Source organism: Nocardioides sp., from assembly GCF_047602075.1.
In the GTDB taxonomy this organism is placed as follows: domain Bacteria; phylum Actinomycetota; class Actinomycetes; order Propionibacteriales; family Nocardioidaceae; genus Nocardioides.
On sequence record NZ_JASGIF010000001.1, the window covers coordinates 1,892,871 to 1,910,427 of the forward strand.

General features: G+C 69.9%; 14 protein-coding genes. 3 read left to right on the forward strand and 11 right to left on the reverse strand.

Annotated features, from left to right (window positions below; translation table 11 throughout):
* The first annotated feature begins 103 nt into the window (after window positions 1-103).
* Together QM714_RS09565 and QM714_RS09570 are read left to right on the forward strand one after the other, a co-directional pair.
* On the forward strand, window positions 104-799 hold the full coding sequence (locus tag QM714_RS09565; protein WP_415099833.1) for an ArsR/SmtB family transcription factor: 696 nt from the start codon (window positions 104-106) through the stop codon (window positions 797-799).
* Window positions 796-1,740 (forward strand): DMT family transporter, encoded by a 945-nt coding sequence (locus QM714_RS09570; protein ID WP_415099835.1) that lies wholly within the window; start codon window positions 796-798, stop codon window positions 1,738-1,740. The genes QM714_RS09565 and QM714_RS09570 overlap by 4 nt, the downstream gene beginning before the upstream one ends.
* Before the next feature lie 31 nt (window positions 1,741-1,771).
* On the opposite strand, the gene QM714_RS09575 is transcribed toward QM714_RS09570, so the two are convergent.
* The 5 genes from QM714_RS09575 to QM714_RS09595 form a co-directional block, all read right to left on the reverse strand.
* Window positions 1,772-4,516 carry a hypothetical protein gene (locus QM714_RS09575; RefSeq protein WP_415099837.1) on the reverse strand — a complete coding sequence of 915 codons (2,745 nt, stop codon included), beginning with the start codon at window positions 4,514-4,516 and terminating at the stop codon, window positions 1,772-1,774.
* Between the two features lie 138 nt (window positions 4,517-4,654).
* Window positions 4,655-5,023, reverse strand: a complete 369-nt coding sequence (locus QM714_RS09580) for a biotin/lipoyl-containing protein (RefSeq protein ID WP_415101046.1) — start codon at window positions 5,021-5,023, stop codon at window positions 4,655-4,657.
* Between the two features lie 53 nt (window positions 5,024-5,076).
* Window positions 5,077-5,352: a hypothetical protein gene (locus QM714_RS09585; protein ID WP_415099839.1), complete on the reverse strand. Its 276-nt coding sequence runs from the start codon at window positions 5,350-5,352 to the stop codon at window positions 5,077-5,079.
* Window positions 5,349-6,923, reverse strand: a complete 1,575-nt coding sequence (locus tag QM714_RS09590; protein ID WP_415099841.1) for an acyl-CoA carboxylase subunit beta — start codon at window positions 6,921-6,923, stop codon at window positions 5,349-5,351. Before QM714_RS09590 ends, QM714_RS09585 begins: the two co-directional genes overlap by 4 nt.
* Window positions 6,920-8,359 (reverse strand): methylmalonyl-CoA carboxytransferase subunit 5S, encoded by a 1,440-nt coding sequence (locus QM714_RS09595; protein WP_415101048.1) that lies wholly within the window; start codon window positions 8,357-8,359, stop codon window positions 6,920-6,922. Before QM714_RS09595 ends, QM714_RS09590 begins: the two co-directional genes overlap by 4 nt.
* A gap of 243 nt (window positions 8,360-8,602) precedes the next feature.
* On the opposite strand from QM714_RS09595, the gene QM714_RS09600 reads away from it, so the two are divergent.
* Entirely contained in the window at window positions 8,603-9,214 is a 612-nt protein-coding gene (locus QM714_RS09600; RefSeq protein ID WP_415099843.1) for a hypothetical protein, read from the forward strand.
* A 51-nt stretch (window positions 9,215-9,265) separates the two neighbouring features.
* Here QM714_RS09600 and QM714_RS09605 read toward each other — a convergent pair whose 3' ends face one another.
* From QM714_RS09605 to QM714_RS09630, 6 genes are all read right to left on the reverse strand, one after another.
* Window positions 9,266-10,567, reverse strand: a complete 1,302-nt coding sequence (locus QM714_RS09605; protein ID WP_415099845.1) for a DUF1501 domain-containing protein — start codon at window positions 10,565-10,567, stop codon at window positions 9,266-9,268.
* A 10-nt stretch (window positions 10,568-10,577) separates the two neighbouring features.
* Window positions 10,578-12,059 (reverse strand): DUF1800 domain-containing protein, encoded by a 1,482-nt coding sequence (locus QM714_RS09610; protein ID WP_415099847.1) that lies wholly within the window; start codon window positions 12,057-12,059, stop codon window positions 10,578-10,580.
* A gap of 199 nt (window positions 12,060-12,258) precedes the next feature.
* Window positions 12,259-13,428, reverse strand: a complete 1,170-nt coding sequence (locus tag QM714_RS09615; protein ID WP_415099849.1) for a DUF4031 domain-containing protein — start codon at window positions 13,426-13,428, stop codon at window positions 12,259-12,261.
* Window positions 13,425-14,132 carry a copper homeostasis protein CutC gene (locus QM714_RS09620; protein ID WP_415099851.1) on the reverse strand — a complete coding sequence of 236 codons (708 nt, stop codon included), beginning with the start codon at window positions 14,130-14,132 and terminating at the stop codon, window positions 13,425-13,427. The genes QM714_RS09615 and QM714_RS09620 overlap by 4 nt, the downstream gene beginning before the upstream one ends.
* Window positions 14,133-14,157: 25 nt before the next feature.
* Complete coding sequence (locus QM714_RS09625) at window positions 14,158-16,815, reverse strand: FtsX-like permease family protein (protein ID WP_415099853.1); 2,658 nt, start codon at window positions 16,813-16,815, stop codon at window positions 14,158-14,160.
* Window positions 16,816-16,822: 7 nt separating this feature from the next.
* Window positions 16,823-17,548 carry an ABC transporter ATP-binding protein gene (locus QM714_RS09630; protein ID WP_415099855.1) on the reverse strand — a complete coding sequence of 242 codons (726 nt, stop codon included), beginning with the start codon at window positions 17,546-17,548 and terminating at the stop codon, window positions 16,823-16,825.
* Between the last annotated feature and the right edge of the window lie 9 nt (window positions 17,549-17,557).

Here is a 17,557-nt window from a genome sequence, read left to right on the forward strand (position 1 = left end):
CGCCCTAGCGACAGAGCCGAGGTACTCAATCCAGCTCGGCGGCCGGGCGACCGCTGCCACATGTCGGCCGGCACCGACACGTCACGCCACTAGGGTCTGCGTCGTGTCGACAAGCAACGACCTGGCGACCCTGGGCCGCCTCCTCGCCGTCCCGTCACGGGCGGCCATGCTGGACGCACTCTTCGACGGCGGCGATTGGGCAGTGGGCGACCTGGCCCGGGCGGCGGGCATCTCGTCGTCGACGGCGAGCGAGCATCTGGCGGCCATGACCGCGGGTGGTCTGGTGACCAGCACACAGCAGGGACGGCATCGCCTCTACCATCTCGCCAGCGACGAGATAGCCCAGGCCCTGGAGAGCCTGTCCACCCTGGCTCCGCTGCGTGTCGAGTCCGGGCTCACCAAGATCAGCAAGATGGAGGCGCTACATCGGGCACGCACCTGCTACGACCATCTCGCCGGTCGCCTCGGTGTGCTGGTCGCCGACGGCTTCGTGTCCTCCGGCCATCTCGAGCCCGCCGAGCGTGGCTTCGCGATGACGCCACAGGGGCACCGTGCCTTCGAGTCGGAAGGGATCGACGTCGCCGAGGTCGTCCGTGCGCGCCGACCGACCACGTTGGCCTGCCTGGACTGGAGTGAGAAGAGGCCGCACCTTGCCGGCGCCCTCGGTGCGGCTGTGCTGACCCAGCTTCTTGCGATCGCCGGCATCCAACGCATCGGGACCGGGCGCGCCGTCCGCCTACGCCCGCCAGGCGCCGATGTCTTGGGGCGACTCGGCGTTGACGTGACGAGTTGGCGTTGACCCTGCCGTCGGCCGACGGCTCCCCGGCCGACTCGACTCCAGCCGAGAACCCCTCGCTCGGCGTAGTCATGGTCGCCGGTGCAGCCGTGGCATGGTCCACCGCCGGATTTTTCACTCACCTGATCGACATCGGCACGTTCGCCACGGTGGTGTGGCGCAACGTCTTCGGCGGCCTGTTCCTCACCGGCTGGCTGGTCGCCACCCAGCGCCGGCGGGCCTGGCACGCCGTCGCCTCGCTCAAGAAGGCTGGCTGGATCGCCGCGCTGTGCAACGGGCTGAGCATGATCTGCTATCTCGGCGCCCTGCGCCACACCTCGGTGACAAACGTGGTCGTCATCTACGCCACCGCACCCTTTGTGGCCGCGGCGATGGCTTATGGACTATCGCGCGAGCGCCCCAGCCGACGCGTACTCCTCGCCGGCGGGGTCGCCCTGATCGGAGTGTGCGTCACGATGACCGGATCGACCGGTCGAGCGGGCCGCCTCGGCGACCTTCTCGCGGTAGGGATGACTGTCGGCCTGGCGCTGTTCACCGTCGTTGCCCGACAGCACCCAGAACGCTCCATGACCGCAGCCTCCTGCCTATCCGCATGGATCGGAGCGCTCATCGCCTTGCCGTTCGCCGGCACGCTGGCTGTCACGCCAGTCGAGTCTGTCCAGCTCGCCCTGTTCGGAGTCGTCAGCTTCGGACTCGGCCTCATTCTCTACTCCACCGGCGCGCGGCACATCCCAGCAGCCCGGTCATCGCTCATTGCCGCACTCGACACCCCGCTGGCGCCGCTGTGGGTCTGGCTCGGCTTCGGGCTGCGTCCCGCACCGGCCAGCGTCATCGGTGGCCTGATGGTGATAGCCGCAGTCGTCTGGAACATCCTCGCCGACCGACCCCCGACCCAGGCCGGGGCTGCGCCAGCGGCTCGGACGCCCCCCGGCATGGCCGAGTGATCGTGGTGACCACCCGGCCCACCTCCCTCGGTCAGCGGTCGACGACGTAGATCGTCTTCGTGGCCCGCAACCGGTGGCCAGCCATGTCGGCGACGATCCGAGCGGTGACCGCCTCGCGGCCCTCCTTGGTCCCGTCGCGCAGGGTCGGGATGGCCAACGTGGTCGAGGTCCGGCCGGGCTTGATGTAGGCGTAGACCCCGAGCTTGGCCCGGTGCAGCGGAGTCGAGGCAGACACCCGCCGCGGCACACCGTGCGCCCGGAGCCAGTCACGCGGCACGTCGCCAACGGCGAGGCGCGGACCGTGGACGCCGCCAGCGACCGGCCTCAGCCAGACAAAGACACCGTAGGAGACCGGCTTGGCCAGCGTGACCTGCCACATCGCCGACGTGCCCTCCTTGACCCGTCGGTGCACCGGGGACATGGTGACCTTCGGAGTGGGATCGTCGTCGAGGATCACCAGCCTGCCGAGGTACTGGTCGGTCATCACCCCTGACCTGGGGAAGGCCGCCAGCAGGGTCAACTGACGCTTCGGTCCGTCGAGCTTGTCACCGAAGTAGTCGACGACCAGCGACCCGGAGGTCTGCCCCGGCGCGAGATCCAGGGCCAGCGTGGCCAGGTCCTCACCATCGGTCAACTGGCCCACCGCCACCGTTGCGGGACGGGTCAGCGTGCCACTGACGGTGAACGGCACCTTCGCGGTGGACGCTTGACGATTGCCTTCGGCGACCTTGACCTTGCCCAGGCTCACCACTGGCAACCGCCTGTTGGGAACTCCCGCGAGCTGGTCGGGAGCGGCGGCCATGTCGAGCACCCACACGTGTCCGCGGTTGCTCTCGGCGACCAGGTCGACCTGGGTGATCTCGCTGAGGTCGGTGCCCGCAGCGGTCGAGGGGTCGACGATGACCGTCTGCCCCCACCGCTTGCCGAGCCAGTCGCTGGACGGCAACGCAGCAAGCGCACTGCCACCCTCGGGCACCACGTCGGCCTGGTGACCGTCGGCGTCGGTCAGGCGCACCGTGAACGCGACGTCACCCACGAGTGGGTCGACGATCGTGCGCAGCTCGAGCCGCTGGCCGCCGGACAGATCCAGCGGATCGTCGAAGACCAGCCCGCCGGTCTGGCCCGGCGCAGACCACTCCACCTCGAGGTTCTTCCGCTTGGCCAAGAAGTCGCCCTCGCCCGACCAGTGCGGCACGTTGCCGTCCAGGTCGCCGACGCGGCCGCACAAGCCGTGCCGAGGCCGGGACCACGTCACGGCACCCAAACAGAGCTGGGTGTCGGCGCCGTCAGCGAGGGAGAGTCCGCTGTCGACACCCGGCCTCCGCTCCACCCGGCCGCCACCGATGGCGTGGCTGAACACCTCGGCGTCCCCGGTCGAGGTGACGTTGACGGCGGAGCCGTCGTACATCGGGAGGAACTCCTCCTCGTCACGGGTGAACAGGTGCACCGCTCCGGAGACGTACGCCGTGCCGACCGCCTGCTGCTCGGTCGGCGTGAGCCGATCCGGGTTGGCCTCGCCGCAGAGTCCGGACCCGGTGTCCCCCCAGTCGTCCCACGCGGGCGCCTCGGCGAGGCCGGGCGTCCACTCGGTGTTGAAGAAGTTGTGGTTGGCGCCCATCACCAGCACCGAGCTCTTCAGCGAGGTGTCGTCGTTGGTCAGGTCGCGCGCTGCGTCGGTGAAGATCTGGCCCTGGAGGTCGTAGACGTCACCGTCGCAGTAGGGCAGCACCGTGACGGTCGGCACATAGGCCGCAGTCTGGCCACCGAAGTCGGTCGGCGCGAGCAGGACCTGGCCCGCGATGCGGTAAGGCGCGCTGAGCGGGATCTCCAGCGAGGCGCGGTCCACGCCCTCGCCGCCGCGGCTATGGCCAACCAGGACCACGTCGGACATGTCGAGCTGGTGCCCGGCGGCCTGGTCGGCCCAGTAGTCCAGGTGCCGCTCGACGATCTGGGCGCGCGCATCCGCGCCCCCGTCGTTGAGTGCGAAGTCCTGGGCGTTGATGCCGTTGACGCGCACCGAGACGGTGAAGTAGCCCTGGGAGGCAAGCACCTGCTGGATGTAGTCGTAGCCGAGGTGGCTCGGGATCTCCTTGAACGGAGGCTGGCACGGCCACTCCCAACCGTCATGGCCGTTCTTGGGGTTGTAGCAGTAGGAGTGCCGCCCGTGCAGGAACAGCACCATCGGCCTGGGCCCGGTGGCCGCTGTGTCGACGGGCTCCACGACGTGTCCGACCATCTCGATCGGCTCGGGCATCCCCGGCAGCTTGACCGGGTCGAGCTCGTAGTCGCTGGTCTGCACGTTGAACGCTCCCGGCGTGGCCGGGTCGTCGGGCAGGGTCGTCGTCGCCCGCTCGACCGAGGAGCCCTTCGTGCCCGAAGTCTTGGCGGCACCGGAGCGCGCGGCGACGTCATCGCCGCTGATGTTGAGTCGGTCTCCCGACAGCACCACGTCGAGGCCGGTCGGATCCGGCTGGCGAGCCGCTTGCACGTCGACATAGACCGTGCGGCCGTCGCGCTCGACCAGCGCGACGCCCAGAGAGGCGTTCCCCGTGCGGATCTGCGGACGGTCGGCACCCAACGGCAGTCGTTCGGGCGCGCGCCAGGCGACCCGATAGGTCTGCGGACCGATCTGGGTGACGGTCCACTTCCCCACTGCGCGCTTCGCGGCCACCGTCTCGGTGGATGCAGCATCGGCCGGCATCGCCGCGGCGATCAGCAGCGGACCGGCGAGCAGGACGGACAGAACGGCCGCGGTGACGCGACGGCGCATCGACATGTGACTCCCCCGTTGGTCAACTCTGGCGACCCATCTCCGCTGGGAGAGGCCTCTCGGCTGAGAGACGCTTCGCATCGGCGATTGGTTGCCTCACCCGTGACCCTAGCGACCAAGACGGACAGGTTGCCAGAGGCAGGTTCAGTCGCCGAGCTGCACCAGGACCTGTCCTCCGGTCACCGCATCACCGGGAGACACCAGCACGGCCGAGACGGTGCCAGCCGTGGGCGCGGTGATCTCGGTCTCCATCTTCATCGCCTCGAGAACCACCAGCACGTCGCCCGCCTCGATCTGCTGGCCCTCTTCGACCAGCACCCTGGCCACCGACCCCGAGAGCGGGGCCTTGACACCGTCCCCGCCGCCGGTGACCGGCGCAGCGGCCGCCGACGAGGCATGTTGGGGGACGAAGCCGCCGCCCATGAAGACGGTGCCCAGCGTCGGGCGGGTCTCCTCCTCGACCTCGACTTCGACGTCGTATGCGACACCGTTGACCGTCACCTTGAGCTGCATGACCTCATCCACTCCGTTGCCATGGGGGTTGCGATTGCCGTTGTCGTCACGGGTCACCGAACTCCGTGGATGATCTGGTGGCCCTGGACCGCGGCCCGACCCTGCTGGGTCCAGGCGGCGCTGCTGCGATAACGCACCTGCTTGAGCCGCGCCCGCTTGCCGAGGAACGCCGCGACCGCCGCCGAGATCGCGATGACGACCTCTTCGGAGACCTCCGGTGTCGGCATCGCCGCTCGCACGGCCGCGAGGTCGGCCTCCAGGGACTCGACCCTGGCGGCGAGGGTGCGCACGGTCTCGAGCAGCTCGGCCGTGGTCGGTTCGCCGCTCACGTCGGACCCAGCCCGTGCTTCTTCGCGGGCCTGATATCCCGCTTGGCGCTGAGGATCTCCAGCGCCCGCGCGACCTGCTCGCGGGTGCGGGACGGCTCGATGATGTCGTCCACGAGACCTCGGGAGGCGGCGACGTACGGCGTGGAGAAGGTGTCGCGATACTCCTCGATCACCTCGGCCCGCTTCGCGTCCGGATCCTCGGCGGCCGCGATGTCGCGCCGGAAGACGATCTCGGCCGCACCCTCGGCGCCCATCACGGCGATCTCGGCCGTCGGCCAGGCGAACACCCGGTCGGCGCCGAGATCCTTCGAGCACATCGCCAGATAGGCGCCGCCGTAGGCCTTGCGCAGCACCACGGTCACCTTCGGGACGGTCGCCGCGGAGTAGGCGTAGAGCATCTTGGCGCCGTGCCGGATGATCCCGTTGTGCTCCTGGGCAACACCGGGCAGGAAGCCCGGCACGTCGACCAGGGTCAGCAGCGGGATGTTGAAGGCGTTGCAGAAGCGGATGAACCGGGAGCCCTTGTCGGAGGCGTCGATGTCGAGCACGCCCGACAGCACGGCCGGCTGGTTGGCGACCACACCGACGGTGCGGCCGTTGATCCGGCCGAAGCCGACCACGATGTTCTGCGCATAGCCCGCCTGGCTCTCCAAGAAGTCGCCGTGGTCGACGATGCGAAGGATGACGTCGCGGACGTCGTACCCCAACTTGGGCTCGACCGGCACGATGTCGGCCAACTCGGGGTCGGGCTCGATCACCGGGTCCGCGTCGACGATCGGCGGGTCCTCGGTGTTGTTCTGCGGCAGGAAGCTGAGCAGCTTCTGCGCGACCAGGATGGCCTGCTCGTCGTCGTCGACCACGAAGTGGTTGACGCCCGACAGCGCCATGTGGGCGTCGGCGCCGCCCAGCTCCTCCGCGGTGACCTGCTCGCCGGTCACCTGGGTGATGACGTTCGGCCCGGTGATGAACATGTGGGCCCTGCGGGTCTGGATGATGAAGTCGGTCAGCGCGGGTGAGTACGCCGCCCCGCCGGCGCACGGTCCCGCGATGATCGAGATCTGTGGCACCACGCCGGACAGCAGCACGTTGCTGTAGAAGACCCGGCCGTAGCCGGCCAGCGACCCGATGCCCTCTTGGACCCGGGCGCCGCCGGAGTCGTTGACGAAGACGAAGGGGGTGCCCGTCATCAGGCTCGCCTTCATCATCGCGGCGACCTTGTCGGAGTGCACCTCTCCCGCAGAGCCACCGGCGACGGTGAAGTCCTGCGAGGCGACGTGGACGGGGCGACCGAAGACCGCGCCCGCACCGGTCACCACGCCGTCGGCGGGGAGCTCCACCTCGCCGAGGCCGAAGTAGGTCGACTGGTGCCGGGCGAACATCCCGGTCTCCTGGAAGGTCCCGGGATCCAGCAGCGCGGCGATCCGCTCGCGAGCGGTCAACTTGCCTTGGCCGCGCTGCTTGTCGAGGCGTGCCTCGCCACCGCCGAGCTCGACCTCGTGCCGTCGGTCGACCAGTTCCTCGGTCCGCTTCTCCATGCTCTTGCTCTTGCCGGGTGCCATCTTCTCGCTCACACTCGCTCGACCGTGACGTGGTGGTCCTTGCCGTCCATGGAGACCGAGTATCTGATCGGTCCCTTGACCGGCCCGCTGCCGGCTGCCTGGTTCTGCTGCTCGACCGCCACCTCGGCCGGGTCGCGGCCGACGTTGACCGGTCCGTCCGGGCGAGCCTTGAAGAAGTTCGGCGCGACACCGGGGAACATGGCGTAGGTCAGCACGTCCTCGTCGCTGCCGTCGGCGCCCTCGAGGGCGTCAGCCTCCTCGCGCAACTTGGCCCACTCGGGCTCGAGCAGATCGGCGGGTCGCACCTCGATGGGCTCCTTCTTAGTCTGCACCCGCGCCGCCTCGACGATCTCCGGATCGCGCTCACCGAGCGTCGCGCCGTAGTAGCCCAGCATCAGGTCGGCGAACTCGGCGGTGAGCACCTTGTAGCGCCCCATCAGCACGTTGAAGACCGCCTGGGTGCCGACTATCTGCGACGACGGTGTCACCAGCGGCGGGTAGCCCGCGACCGCGCGCACCCGGGGCACCTCCGCCAAGACCTCCTTGAGCTTGTCGCCGGCGCCCTGCTGACGCAGCTGGCTCTCCATGTTGGAGATCATCCCGCCGGGGATCTGGCTCTCGAAGATCTCGGTCTCGACGCCGGTGATGGCCGACATGAACTGCGTGTAGCGCGGCCGCACCTTCGCGAAGTGGTCCTTGATGCTGATCAGCCGAGCCTCGTCGAGATCGGTGGTGTACGGCGTCTGGTCAAGCATCTCGACCAACGACTCGGTCGGGTTGTGGCCCGGGCCGAGCGACAGCGACGAGATGGCGGTGTCAACGACGTCGGCGCCGGCCTCGATCGCCTTCATCAGGCTCACCAGGGTGACCCCGGTGGTCGCATGGCAGTGCACGTGGATGCGCACGTCCTGGCCGAGATCGTCCTTGATCGCCTTGACGATGTCGTAGGCAGGTTGCGGCTTGAGCAGTGCCGCCATGTCCTTGAGGCAGAGCGAGTCGCAGCCGAGGTCCATCAGCTGCCGCGCGAGGTCGACGTACCCCTGCACGGTGTGCAGGGGTGACTCGGTGTAGCAGATGGTGCCTTGGGCATGCTTGTCGACTCGACGCACCGCCGCGATGGCTTGCCGGACGTTGCGCACGTCGTTGAGAGCGTCGAAGACGCGGTAGACGTCCATGCCGTTCTCGGCGGACTTCTCCACGAACCGGTTGACGACCTCGTCCTGGTAGTGCCGATAGCCGAGCAGGTTCTGGCCACGCAGCAGCATCTGCAGCCGGCTATTCGGCATCAGCTCCCGGAAGGTGCGCAGCCGCACCCAGGGGTCCTCGTTGAGGAAGCGGATGCAGGCGTCGTAGGTCGCTCCGCCCCAGCACTCGACGGACCAGAAGCCGGCAGCGTCGATGTCGGCGCAGGCGTCGACCATGTCCTCCAAGGCCATCCGCGTGGCCATCAGACTCTGGTGCGCATCGCGCAGGACCAGCTCGGTCACCCCGATCTCGCGACGCTGCGGCGGGATCTGACTCGACGGTGAAGCCTGACTCGACGGTGAAGCCTGACTCGACGGTGCAGCCTGGGTCGTCATGACTCCACCATGGCACCGTTCGCAGCCTGTCTCCAGACCAGGTCGGCTACCGGTGGCGTGCGTCACCATCGGCTCCGCGGTCGTTCGGTCCGGATGTGTTTCGATGGTGCGATGCCGGATTCTGGTGCCCTCGCCGCGCGTTGGCCGCTGCCCGACGGAGGCGACCTACGCGACGCCTTGCTGGCCGCGTGGTCGGCGCCGGATCGCGGCTACCACGACCTGCGCCACCTGGCCGAGGTGCTCGACCGGCTAGCCGAGTTGGCAGCCGCGGGAGTAGAGCACGAGGCAGCGACGACGGCGTTGGCGGCCTGGTTCCACGACGCGGTCTACGACGCCGCCCCCGGCGACGAGGAGCGCTCGGCCAAGTGGGCGACCGAGGCGCTGCCGCCCTTGGTCGGTGCGACGGTGGCCGCCGAGGTGGCCCGGCTGGTGCTGGTCACCGAGCGCCATCGACCGGAGCCTGGCGACCTCGACGGCGCCGCGCTGACCGACGCCGACCTAGCCATCCTGGCGACCAGCGCCCAGCGTTACGAGGAGTACGCCGCCGCGGTGCGCCGCGAGTATGCCCACGTCTCCGACACCGACTTCCGCGCGGGCCGGGCGGCGGTGCTTCGGGAGCTCGTGGCCAAGCCGGCCTTGTTCCACACGGCGTACGCCTTCGAGCGCTGGGAGGCCCGGGCGCGCGTCAACGTCACCGCCGAGCTCGCCCGGCTCACCGGCTGAGGCCATTCCCTCCGGTCGCCCGGGCGACCACAGAGCACGACGTCCCGCGGATCACTTCATGATGCCGGTCGAGGCATAGCTCCAACTGCCGGGGAAGACCGCAGTCCGCTGGCCGTCGCTGAGCCCGAACCGCCCCTTGATGACGTCCCAGAGCACGCTGCGGTAGTCGTGCTGGAGCGGCACGTCGCCGTCGGCCAACTTGTCCAGGTTGAGCCCGGAGCTGCCCCGGACGTCGCCGCCGTTCACGCTCGCGCCGAGGGCGAGCATCGCATTGCAGTAGCCGTGGTCGACACCGTGGTCGCCGTTGGCCTGCACCCGGCGGCCGAACTCGCTGATCGTCACCACGGTCACCCGGTTGCCGACGGTGCCGAGGTCGTCGAAGAATGCCTTCATCGAGGTGGCGAAGTGGTCGAGGTGGTCATACATCCACTGGCCGGGCTGCGGGTCGCTGGTGCCGAGGCCGTTGTGCATGTCCCAGTCGCCGTAGTCGATGGTGATCATCTTGGCGCCGACCTCTGCCTTGATCAGTTGGGCGGTGTTGGCGAGAACGCTCTGCAGCTGGCCTGCCGGATAGCGAGTCTTGGCCGCCTTCAGGCCGTCCCCGTCACCAGCCAGCGAGGCGAGTCGGCCGACCGAGCCGAGCGCCGTGCGCACGCCGCCGTTCAGCGAGGTGGCGGTGCCGGTCCACATCTTCCGCAGGGACTTGGTCAGCTCCTTGTCGTTCCAAAGATCCGGCAGCTTGAGGTCGGTGACCTGGCCGGCACCCAGGGCCGGCGCCTGGCCGACCAGGGCGGTGGGCAGCATGCTGCTGCCGAGCTGCATCTGCTCCTCGGGCAGCGAGGAGCCGAGGCCGATCATCCGGTTGATCCAGCCCTGCCGGGTCGACGACCCGGGGTTGGCGAGCTCGACCTGCTCCATCGCGTCGAAGTGCGAGCGGTTCGGCGAGGCGAGACCGGCGCCGTGAACGGCGCCGAAGGTGCCCGCATCCCACATCGGCGTCAGCGGCGCCAGGGCGGGGTGCAGGCCCCAGTTGCCGTTGCCGGCGACCAACCGGTCGACCGGGATGGCGATGCTGCCGCGTTGGCTGGTGATCACCGACTGGTCGGTGGTGTTCTTCGGCACCACGATGGAGAGTCCGTCGGCGCCGCCGCGGAAGGAGAGCACGACCAGCACCGGGCCGGCCGCCTCGGCACCGTAGGTGACCTGGCGGAAGGCATCACCGAAGATGCTGGCACCGGCCATCGCGGTCGTCCCGGCGGCGACGCCGGCCAGGAACCGGCGGCGGCTCAGGTTGAAGTCGGGGCAGCCGCACGGCTTGGTGGTGACCTGCGCGGGAGTAGCTGTCTGGTTCATCACGAGCTCCTCAACGAGTCATGTGGGTCGGGGAGCTGAGCAGAGCGGTCAGCAGCTGGGCCACCGAGGCGTCAGTCATCTCGGCCGCGGTCACCTGCTGGTTGAGCGCGCGACCGCTGCGCAGCGCGACAGCGTCCTTGACCTTCGCGCTCGCGTGAACGCCGAGGAGTTTGACGCTGACGTGGTCGACGACCTCGCCGTACTTCGCCGGCAGTGCGGGCAGGAACGAGGAGTACTTCGGGAAGTGCGCCTCACCCGTCGGCCACCAGCGCGCCGCCAGCGAGCGGTGCATCCCGAAGGACGTCAGCGCGCGGCCCGCGCTGGACCAGGGTGCGTTGAACTCCGGGTGTCCGTTGGGCGCGGGCCAGTTGTACGGCGTCATCCCCTGACCGCTGGCGACCCAGAAGATCGCGTCGGCAAAGGCACCGTCCTTCTTCGGCTTCTTGGGCTTGATCTCGAGGGCACGGATCGTCGCGATGGTGTCTTCCAGCGGCATGCGCACCTTGCGACCGGCGGAGGAGGCGAACTGGGGATGGGCGACCAGCGCACGGAGGGTGGTCTTGATGTCGGTGCCGCTGCGGGTCCAGGCACGGGCCACCGTGCGGACCAGGTCCGCCGACGGGTCGTCGGACACGAACCGGACCGCGAGCCGATGGGCGATCCGCTTGGCCGTCGCCGGGTGGTGGGCCAGGTAGCGGAGATATTGCTCGGTGGCCTTGCGTCCGTCGGCGTGCTTGTTGGCGCTCTTGAATCCGAAGATCTTCAGCTTCCCGACGTAGTGGTCGTCGGCGATGTACTTCGCCCAGAGTGCGTCGTACTCCCCGGACGAGCCCTTGGCATAGATCTGGGCACGGTAGCCGGTGAGCATCTTCGCCGAGGCCTTGACGTCCTTCTCACGGTAGCCGGCGTCGACTCCGACGGTGTGCAGCTCCAGCAGCTCACGGCCGAGGTTCTCGTTGGGTGCCCCCTTGGTCGAGGTGGCGTTGTCGAGGTAGAGCCCCATGCAGGGGTGCGTGATCGTCTTGACCAGCATGTCGTCGAAGCGGCCGAGGGCGTGGGTGCGGATCAGCTTGTCGTAGGCGATCCGATAGGGCCAGGCGGAGTCGTCGCCCACCGGCACATGAAGCAGGTTGGACCAGAACTCGACCATCAACTCGTGGACCTGGTGGGTGCTCAACGTCCGGCGCATCATCGTCCAGCGGCCGAAGTCGGTCATCACCTCCCAGGCCGGCTTGATGTCGTGGTAGTTGCGGTAGAAGAGCTTGGCCGGGGAGTACCACAGCGAGGGGTACCAGCCCCTGACCTTCCCGCCCGGCTTGTCCGCGATCCGGTCGGGAGTCAGCTGGTCCTCGAACCACGCGCGACCGCCGCCGGCAGACCGGACGGCTTGGTCGAGCGCGGGGGTGTGACCATAGCTGAACCGGTCGACGAAGTGTCGATCACGGGCGTTCAGCGGTTTGACGGTGCGAGGGCTTGTCGTGGGGGTCGACACGCGTTTCCTTCCGACCGGGGGCCTACCGAGGTTTATGGCGGACCGGTGTCAAGTTAGCCAAGTTGCTCGATATTGGCACCTTCTCGAGTCTCGCGGAGTGGGATCGCAGAGATTCGTCCGATCGGGCAACCAGGGGCGCCCCGGGTCAACACGAGTCACAAGGGCGTCACAAGAGCGGTACAACAGGGGTATAGCAAGGTCACAGCAGGGGTGTCAGTGTCCCGGCGGAACCGTCGAGGCGAGCGCGGGCACCGAGCGGGACGGTCAGGTTGACCCGGCCATGGCCGACTGGCAGGTCCAGCACCAGCGGCACGCCGAGGCCGCCGAGGCGTTCCAGCAGCAGCCGTCGCACCAGGTCGAGGTCACCGCAATCGGTGAAATCGCCGGCCGCGATCGCGCGCGCATCGTCCAGCCAGCCCGACCGCACCACCTGGGTGAGCAAGCGGTCGAGACGGTACGGTGCCTCCGCGACATCCTCGAGCAGGGCGATGCCGCCCGCGGCCGGGAGCGAGTCGGCCGTGCCCACGGTGGAAGCGAGGGTGGCCAGGTTGCCGCCGACCAAGACGCCCTCCGCGACGCCGCCGACACCGGGCCGTCCCTGGAGCGGCTCGCTGCGTCCCTCCATCACCAGTGCCCGGACCGACTCGGTCGTGCGGGGGTCGGCTTCCGCCAGGGCGGCCACACCCGGCCCGTGCGCGGTGAGCACACCCAGCCGCGCCGCCACGGCCTGGTGCAGGGCGGTCACATCGGAGAAGCCGACCAGCCAGGTCGGCCGCGTCCGGGCTAGGGCGGACCAGTCGACGTGGTCGAGCAGTCGTTGTGATCCGAACCCGCCGCGGCTAGCCCAGATCGCCTTGACCTCGCGATCCAGCCAGGCGTCCTGCCAGCGAGTCGCCCGCTCCTCGTCCGGCCCTGCCAGCCAGGGCAGGCTCTCGCCGCCGGCCGCGTCGGAGTGCCTGACCCGCAGACCCCAACTGGTGAGCACCTCGACGCCCGCGGCCACTCGCGCCCGGTCCGTCGGGCCCGCCGGGGCGACCACAGCCACCAGATCGCCGGGCCGCAACAGGGCAGGGCGACGCAGTCGTTGGCCGGGCCAGCGTGCGCCCAGCGCAGACGACTTGCGACGCCGCAGCCCGGCGTCGACCAGGCGGTTGATCAGCTCGCGCGAGGAGACCGGCAGCGCACCCTCGGCGAGCATCCGGTCGTGCAGGTCGGCGGGAACGTCGTAGTGGTCTCGATCGAACCCCCGCGCGGGGATGCCGACCCGGGCGGCGAAGGCGTGCAGCTCGGCGTAGGACTCGTCGCTGGCCAGGTGGGACCAGAGCCGACCGTGGCCGGGGGCGTTCGGGGGGTCGATCAGGACGGTCATCGAGACAGCCGAGCCGAAGCCGAGTCCAACAGCGTCCGCCAGGACCGGACCAGCGCCTCGTCCACATAGGCCTTCGAGGAACCGCCGGGCCGGACCTGTCCTTCGACCCGGAACTGCCACACCCCGGCACGCAACCACCACGGCACCTGCTCCGCCACGAGCCCGCCCGCCGGCTGGAGGAGTCTGGCCACCTCGGGGTCCGATTCGGCGAGCGCCAGCAGGTCGTCGTACCCATGGCCGAGGCCCTGCGGTGAGCCGGCCGATGCAACGGCGGTGAGGCCGGCCAGCCCGCGCAGGTCGCGCCACACGTGGCGCGGGTCCAGCGCCCGATCCACGAGCCGGTGGAAGGTCCACGGCACGCCCGGCAGGGCGGCGGCCAGCGCGGCGCAGGTGCCGGTGTCGATCTCCAGGTCCGTGTCCAAGAAGCCGAAGGCCACCCCTTCGGCGCCGAGAGCGAGATACTCCTCCGCCAGGCCGATCAGCCGAGTGAACTCCCCGCCCGTCGTCGTGGCGCTGTCGTTGAGCCGGAGCATCACTCGAACTGGCACCCGACTCTCCCGCAGCACCGCCGAGGCCTCGGCGAGGTCGGGCGACAGGCCGTCGTCGGCGCCCGGCACGGCGTGCAGGAGTCGATCCGCACCCCCGGCGACCGCGCCCGCCACGTCGACGACGCCCGCGACGGCGACCTCGAGGAGCGGACTCATGGCGGAACTCTACGAGGTCGGGCGGCTACTGGAGTCGCGCCACCATCGGCAGCCGCGAGCGGGCGGACAGCCAGACCACGGCGGCGGTGACCAGCGGCAGTGCCAGCACCAGAGCGACGATCAGCAGCCACGGGATATCGAGGTAGTGGGTCGGCAGCGGATTGCCCCCGATGTCCTCGGTCGCCCAGCTGTTGCCGGTCAGCGGGAAGCTGGCGGCGATCCCCGGAACCAGTCCGATGGCGGCTCCGAGGACCGAGCCGACCAGGCCGACCACCAAGGCGTACGCGGCCGCGACGCTGCGCCGGGTGCGTGGCTGGGCGCCGACGGCCGCAAGTGTCGCGAGGTCGGGCCGCGCGTCCGAGAGGGCAAGGAAGGTGGCGGTCAGTGTCCCGCCGAGCATCAGCACGGCGCCCAGACCGAACAAGATGCCGTAGACGAGCAGCGTCTGCTGGTCGGCCTCCGGCCCGCGCTCGACCCAGACCGAGACCGAGGGAGTCGTCGCGGCGAGGCTCTCGGTCAGGTCCTGCTCCTGCCGATCGGTCAGCGGCCGCCCACCGAGGTAGAGGCCGACCACGGTCGGCCGGGCGTCGAGCCCGGCGACGGCCTCCGGCGAGGAGACGCTGGCGGCAGGGGCGGAGTTGGCGCCGGCTCGGATGAAGGTGCCGGGCACACTCACCTCGCCGGCCGCGTGTCGTTTGCCGCCGTCGGGCGAGAACGTCCAGGCCCGCACCCGCACCTGCCGATCCGAGAGCTCGTGGTCGACGAACACCACGATCCCGCCTGCCGCCAGGGCCCGATCGGCCCGGGCCCGATCCTGCGCGGAGATCCCGGGCAGTCCCACCGGCAGCGATGACGCCACCAGGTCCGTCGAGCCCAGGCTCGACCTCCCCTGAAGGTCGCGCTGCTGCCGGAGGCCCCGATAGCCGACCCGGAGCATCGCGGTCTCTTGGGACTCCGAGTAGGACGCGAACCCGCGCACGGCCTCGGGCGTGCTCTCCGGGGCGACGCGGCGCGCCGTCTCGGTGATCTGTCGCCACTGCGCCGGCGTCGCATCGCCAGTCACCACGGTCTTGCCCATCGCGAGGAGCGGGACGTAGGTGACGTCGTACTCCTTCTGGTCCGAGCTGAAGGCCACCCCGAGAGCCACCACACCGGCGACCGTCGCCATCACCGCGGCGACGGCGGGCACGGTGCGGGTGCGATGCCGGGCGGCGTCTCGGATAGCGAACCGGAGCGAAAGTCTGGGACGAAGCCGACGCATCAGCGCCGCGAGCAGAGCCAACAAGAGCGGCATCAGCAAGATCGCGCCGATGACGGCGACGACCGCCGCCGCAGCGATCGCGAAGATGCCGGCGTTGCCGCCTTGACGCGCGCCGAATGCCGATCCGGCGATGCCCGCCGCGACGAGGACGGTGCCGACGACCGGTGACCGACGGGAGGGTGCCGGATCCCCTCGGCGACCGGCGAGCACGGCCACGACGTCTTGCCGTGCGGTCAGGACGGCCGGCACCGCGGCCGCAAGGACCGCGCTCAGCAGCGCGAAGAGCGCAATCGCGAGCACATGCGACCAGCGCACGTCGAACGGCCCGAGCCAGGTGTCGTCGTAGTGCTCTTCCACCGGCTGCAACAGCCAGGCCGCGGCCAGGCCGAGCACGACGCCGATCACCGCGCTCAGCCCGCCGAGCACGATCCCACCGGCGAGCACCGCCCGTCGCGCCTGCGCCGGCGTGCCGCCCGCGGCCGCGACCAACGCCAACGACCGGGCCTGCTGCCGCGCGCTGACGGCGAACGCCGGACCGGCCAACAGGGCGATCTCGAGCAGCGCCATCGTGACGACCAGAGCGAGGACGGCGAGGAATGCCTTGTCCTGGCCGCTCTGCTGGACGTCGAGGTCCGGGGAGAGGGCGCTGGCGGGCGGAGGATTGGTGATCACCTCGCGAGAGAGGACCAGGGCGCCGGCCTCGTTGAGCCGCTGGACCTCCGCCCATGACACCGGCCCGCCACCGATCAACCAGTCGACACTGTCTTCCTGCATCGCGCCCGGATCCAGAGCACCCGGCGGTGCGACGAGAACCGGCAGGTCCGAGGAGTAGGCCATCGTCACCACGCCGACGACCGTCAGTGCCTTCCCCTCGGTCGGCTCGATCGTGCTCCCGACCGGGAAGCCTCGATCGACCACGACCTGATTGACCACCACCTCGGCCGCGCCCTGGTGCGGCAGCCGGCCCGACGTCACCCGGACCAGCCCGTCCGCCAACGGACTCTCCAGGTCGACCTCGAGCGCCCACGCCGACAAGACGCCGTGGCCGGTGGTCGCCTGAACCCGGCCGGCACGCCGCTCGAGGGCAGGCACATCTCGGCCCAGCGCCGCCGTGATGGTGTCCAGCGTGGTTGGAGCCGCGTCGCTGGCCTTGCCCATCACTCGATAGCCCGCGTCCGGATCGAAGTCCTGCACGACGGCATGGCCGGGAACAAAGCTGATGGACGCGTCAGCAGCACCGATCCGACGATCCAGCCCCTCGGGGCCGGAGACGTCGACCGTGGTGATCAAGACGTCGGCGGCGGTAACCGCCACCACGGGCAACGCGATCATCGCGATCACCAGTGCGCTGCGACCCCGGTGTCGCAGGACGTCGCGCCAGGCCAGCCGGAGCAGAGGGCGCCAGCCCCGGAGCAGACTCATGACCGAGTCACCGTTGCCCGTCGGCCGCAAGCAGTCGCTCCACCGGCTCGGGCCCGGTCTGGTCGACCACGACCCCGTCGCGGAGGAAGACCACGCGGTCAGCCCACGCTGCGTGCCGAGCCTCATGGGTGACCATCACCCCGGCGGCACCCTGGTCGCACCGAGAGCGCAACAGGCGCAAGATGTCCTCGCCGGTCTGCGTGTCGAGCGCGCCAGTGGGCTCGTCGGCCAGGATCAGCCGTCGCTCGCCGACCACGGCTCGAGCGATCGCCACCCGCTGCTGCTGGCCACCAGACATCTGGTCGGGGAACCGATCGGCGAGATCGGCGATGCCGACCTCCTCCAGTGCGCTCAGCGCAGCCGTGCGCGCGGCCCGCGGTCGGCGGCCGTCGAGCTCACCAGGGAGCGCGACGTTCTCCGCTGCGGTCAGAGCAGGGATCAGGTTGAAGTCCTGGAAGACGTAGCCGATGAAGGCGCGCCGCAACCGGGCCCGCTCCTTGATGCCCATCGTGGCGAGGTTCTCTCCCTCGACCAGCACCGCCCCGGCCGTGGGGGTGTCCAGCCCACCGGCCAACGTGAGCAGGGTCGACTTCCCGGAGCCGGACGGCCCCATCACCGCCACCAGCTCACCGGGCATCGCGGCCAGGCTGACCTCGCGCAGTGCGTGCACCTCGGTCGCGCCTTGGCCGTGGACCCGGGTGACGGCATCCAGGGCGAGCACGGCTCCGTCCATGGGTCCGCT

Excerpts from the sequence above, each read along its gene's own strand:
- QM714_RS09620 (WP_415099851.1), bottom strand. The coding sequence starts at position 14,132 with ATGAGTCCGCTCCTCGAGGTCGCCGTCGCGGGCGTCGTCGACGTGGCG.
- QM714_RS09600 (WP_415099843.1), top strand. The coding sequence starts at position 8,603 with ATGCCGGATTCTGGTGCCCTCGCCGCGCGTTGGCCGCTGCCCGACGGA.
- QM714_RS09595 (WP_415101048.1), bottom strand. The coding sequence starts at position 8,359 with ATGGCCACGCGGATGGCCTTGGAGGACATGGTCGACGCCTGCGCCGAC.
- QM714_RS09615 (WP_415099849.1), bottom strand. The coding sequence starts at position 13,428 with ATGACCGTCCTGATCGACCCCCCGAACGCCCCCGGCCACGGTCGGCTC.
- QM714_RS09630 (WP_415099855.1), bottom strand. The coding sequence starts at position 17,548 with ATGGACGGAGCCGTGCTCGCCCTGGATGCCGTCACCCGGGTCCACGGC.
- QM714_RS09580 (WP_415101046.1), bottom strand. The coding sequence starts at position 5,023 with ATGCAGCTCAAGGTGACGGTCAACGGTGTCGCATACGACGTCGAAGTC.
- QM714_RS09605 (WP_415099845.1), bottom strand. The coding sequence starts at position 10,567 with ATGAACCAGACAGCTACTCCCGCGCAGGTCACCACCAAGCCGTGCGGC.
- QM714_RS09575 (WP_415099837.1), bottom strand. The coding sequence starts at position 4,516 with ATGTCGATGCGCCGTCGCGTCACCGCGGCCGTTCTGTCCGTCCTGCTC.
- QM714_RS09625 (WP_415099853.1), bottom strand. The coding sequence starts at position 16,815 with ATGAGTCTGCTCCGGGGCTGGCGCCCTCTGCTCCGGCTGGCCTGGCGC.